The sequence below is a fragment of the Paraburkholderia sp. J69-1 genome (assembly GCF_905220255.1).
Taxonomy (GTDB): domain Bacteria; phylum Pseudomonadota; class Gammaproteobacteria; order Burkholderiales; family Burkholderiaceae; genus Paraburkholderia.
The window spans coordinates 1-3,335 of record NZ_CAJMZG010000055.1 but is presented as its reverse complement, the minus strand read 5'-3'; the positions used below and the strand labels follow the sequence as shown (position 1 = coordinate 3,335).

At 51.3% G+C, this 3,335-nt stretch carries 4 protein-coding genes; 2 read left to right on the top strand and 2 right to left on the bottom strand.

Annotation, left to right across the window (positions count from 1 at the left end):
* The first annotated feature begins 383 nt into the window (after positions 1-383).
* Entirely contained in the window at positions 384-596 is a 213-nt protein-coding gene (locus tag U5A67_RS40275; protein ID WP_321818812.1) for a DUF1059 domain-containing protein, read from the top strand.
* Between the two features lie 398 nt (positions 597-994).
* Here the strand turns inward: U5A67_RS40275 and U5A67_RS40270 are convergent, their stop codons facing one another.
* Complete coding sequence (locus U5A67_RS40270) at positions 995-1,285, bottom strand: H-NS family nucleoid-associated regulatory protein (protein ID WP_415768391.1); 291 nt, start codon at positions 1,283-1,285, stop codon at positions 995-997.
* 1,162 nt (positions 1,286-2,447) lie between these two features.
* A complete protein-coding gene (locus U5A67_RS40265) occupies positions 2,448-2,588 on the bottom strand; it encodes a hypothetical protein (protein WP_321818809.1) in 141 nt (46 codons plus the stop codon).
* A gap of 321 nt (positions 2,589-2,909) precedes the next feature.
* On the opposite strand from U5A67_RS40265, the gene U5A67_RS40260 reads away from it, so the two are divergent.
* Positions 2,910-3,323 (top strand): NUDIX domain-containing protein, encoded by a 414-nt coding sequence (locus U5A67_RS40260; protein ID WP_321959829.1) that lies wholly within the window; start codon positions 2,910-2,912, stop codon positions 3,321-3,323.
* Positions 3,324-3,335 lie beyond the last annotated feature (12 nt).

Here is a 3,335-nt window from a genome sequence, read left to right as displayed (position 1 = left end):
AGTGTACCGATGCGATCATGGGTATGCAGGCGCATTCTAGGCAGGACAGCAGGACAGCAGGACAGCAGGACAGCAGGACAGCAGGACAGCAGGATGACAGTCCGGCAGTAGGTCGCGGAGCGATCGTAGCCAGTATGAGCGTTGTCATGCACCATCCCCGACGAGGGTCGTAGATAAAGTGACGGGGCGTAAGATTCGACGTAAAAATTGTGGAATCCAATTTAATGAATCTGATAAATCAATGACCGAAGGCAGTTATGAACTACAGAGTAGCGGAGTTTTATTTGACAATTTTGGCAACCAGTACTTACGAGTTCTATAATAATTACGTATGTCGATTGTCACTGCGTACACATTCTGCAGGCTCGTCAAGGAGTATCGTCATGACGCGAAAATACATTGATTGCAGGGAGTTTCCGAGCGAAATGAACTGCTCGGTCGCTATCTCGGCAGATACAGAGAAGGAACTCATGGAAGTCGCTGTGCAGCACGCAGTGAGCGTGCACCATCACACGGATTCTCCCGAGTTACGTACGCAGCTTAGTAGCCTCTTTCGCGAAGGTGCTCCACCCGACAGCACATCGAAAAACGCGTGAGACTCAATCTTGTGTTTTGCTTGCCATGATGCGTCAGGGCGAAGGGGCGGAGCCAGCGTCTGAGTTTAGTCTCAGCGTCCTGGTATCTATTCGCTTAGTCCCAACCGTGGCTTAAGCGGTGGGAGGTATTGTGGTTCCCGTCCCATTTGCGTCGTCATGCGCCGGTGCGCCGATAGATATCTTTCTGCTCTACCTTGAGGAGAAGCAAGTGCCCACCAGGATGCCTGCGGCATCCGTGCTCTCGACCCCGGACTAAACTCCGGGGCCTTTCGCACATCTGGTGACTTTGAGCGGTCAATCCACATCTTGTCGATTATGGATGACGAATAGCCGGTGGAATTTTCGGCCGTTCTCGTTCCGGCTACAGGCGGAAATGAAGGGTGATGTGTGACGTGGAGTCAAGATGCTTGACGATGCTCCGGCTTAACCGTTGCCAGCCGACTTCCCGCGAATGGGTCATCCCGCCAATCTACAGCACGGCTGCTAGCTGGGAGTTTCGCTGCTTTCTGAACTGCAAAATGCTCGAGTGATTGTCCTGCGCTGGTCGCATGAACGACCCACTGCGGAGCGACACCTTGGCCGTCCCATCCATTGCCCAGAGCGTCGCGATAAATGACGGCGGTAAGTCGACTTTGATCGTCTGCGATTGAGGCAGCAACGGCCTCTGGTGTGATACCGAATTCGGCCATCCTGCGCTTCAGGTAGGCCACAATGCTATCGCGCTTCCTTTCATCCATCCTGGGTGTCCCCACTCACTGCGTGGCGTTCGATTGAGCTGTGTGCCACCAGAATATCACAAGGCAGACCACGTCAACGTTTGCACGGTAACATGCCAAGTCCACCAACGATTGCCAATGGCGCAACACGGTTATGCGAATTCAAAAATCAGCTGTGTATGTACTTCATCACTGGTTTTGCAAGGATTTTCTTGAAATTCGAGTTCCTGCCATAAATTAATTTTAAGGCGCGCAATCGGGCCTTGTCCAGTCATGGTTCTTACGACTTCTGAGAACTGTTCGCGCTTATGTATTAATTCGGAAGCTCTGTCCAAAGCGTCCTGCATCGCGGTGTGTGTTTCTGCTCGCGTCGATCCATCGCTGGGGGGCAACTAGATCAGAAGCAACCATTCATCGAACATCGTTGATAGTCCAGACTATCCAGTTGCCGTCAAACTATATATTTGGATAGGTGCTCGCTTAGTTTTTACGATTTACACTTTTGACGGATTTAAAACATCGTCATCATAAATCGGTGACTAGAATCGATATTTGATGACGAAAGTCGAACGTATTATTTAATTTTGGAGATCGACGTGAGCATTGTAATTTTGAACCGTCTAGACCGACAAATTCAGGCTTCTGTTTCCACGTGGGGAAGCGGCGATCCGGGGTGGTTTGTTCTTGTTCCAGGAGTTGAGCCGAACCCCAACAACACTTGGGGACGTGATGACGACCGCGGCTTTGTTGTCAGCATCAGGGATGGCGGAAGCACAAAGGAATACTTTGTTCATGCAAATTCCACCGTCACCGTCGACAAAAACGGTGTACGCGACGACCGACATTTGATTCATGCTCTTACTAGTCGATAGTCCTGAATTTACAGATCATCAACTAGAGCATGATGTCGCAAATACACTATTAATGCCTGTAGATTATAAATTATCAATAGGTAAAATAATCGACTATGGCCGCTGTTCTATCACTCTGCTTGAGCACAGGGTCTCGTTCCAGATCCCTTTTCGCCCAAATGTGCCATTGCTCGCCATCCTTCTAAATTGTCGTGGCGACTTTATCTGCGCTTCTCAATGGACTTGTAGCCGTGAGGAACCACGGCTACAAGCCGGGCCACGACTCAATGACAACGCTTTTCCCAATGATGATGTACGCGCACCTTGTGGCATACGGGGTGATGATGGTGGTCATAGGCGTAGGCGGGAGCGGTCGCTGCAAGCATCGCGACGGACGTCATGGCAGCGAGAATGATCTTTTTCATTTCAGTGGTATCCCGTTTATGAAGGAAGGGAAGGCACGATGCCTTACCTCAATTGCTATAACGCCTCAGTGCTGGACCGCGATGACAATGTAGGGATTAACCATAGGTGCGCGGAAGGTCGATCGCAGGGGAGCTTGGGGTGCATGTCAACCTGCGACAGGCGGTCGGGGCGTTCGTGAGCCAACAGTTAGCGAGCTGCCAACCCCGCATCGCAAGCCTGTAATCCAGCATTAGCAAAAACGGCGATACACTAGTGGCAAGCGCAAAGGGGCAATCTTCGGGATGCACCGTTACGCCGAAAACTAAATGGAATCCATGGCTATGTCCAAAGAAATCTACATTGCCGCCGCAGTGATAACGAGAGAAGACGGGAATGTACTACTCGTCAGGAAGCGCGGCACCTTGGCGTTCATGCAGCCGGGAGGCAAATTCGAGGCGGGAGAAGAAGCCATTGATGCGCTTTGCAGGGAACTGCGTGAAGAGCTTCAGTTGCACGTCGTACCTTCGTCTGTGAGCTATATCCAGCGATTCTCTGCTCCCGCCGCGAATGAGCCGGGCCACACGGTTATTGCGGAAGTTTTTCACGTTCCTACTGCTGAGACGGTTGAGCCTCACGCCGAGATTGAGGAAATCTTTTGGGCTAATCCGAATACGCCAGGCCCTCTAAATCTCGCACCGTTGACACGAGACCACATCCTGCCGTTTTGGCTCAGTCGAGCGTCTGAATACAAGTAAGCGGCGCATCAG